This is a genomic window from Pseudoalteromonas sp. MER144-MNA-CIBAN-0113, from assembly GCF_040308965.1.
GTDB lineage: Bacteria > Pseudomonadota > Gammaproteobacteria > Enterobacterales > Alteromonadaceae > Pseudoalteromonas > Pseudoalteromonas tetraodonis.
The window spans coordinates 1-276 of sequence record NZ_JBEOOG010000325.1 but is presented as its reverse complement, the minus strand read 5'-3'; the positions used below and the strand labels follow the sequence as shown (position 1 = coordinate 276).

Annotated in this window: 1 protein-coding gene; it reads right to left on the bottom strand. The window is 41.3% G+C overall.

Going from position 1 to position 276, the window contains the following annotated elements; translation table 11 throughout:
• Positions 1–27: 27 nt before the first annotated feature.
• Positions 28–276, bottom strand: a 249-nt coding sequence (locus AAEY57_RS19885; RefSeq protein ID WP_350608651.1) for a hypothetical protein, incomplete at its 5' end; no start/stop codon positions are given.

The window sequence follows — 276 nt, the reverse complement described above, 5'->3', positions numbered from 1 at the left end:
CTCATAGACTCGATTTAACTATAACTTTTAAAATCTATAGCTTGCGCCAAATGTAATACGGCGGTCTGTAATACCTTGGAAACAAAGTAAAGCACCTTCGTTAACACAAGACTGGCTAACTTCTGATTCAGTTAAGTTAACGGCTTCAATACCGATATTTAGCTGATCGTTCACATCATAACTTATGCTGGCATTAAGCTGCCCTCTGTCTTCTTGTACAACAGGGAAACCCCATGGAAAGCTCGAGGTGCTACCAAAGTCAGTTGAACGGTACCC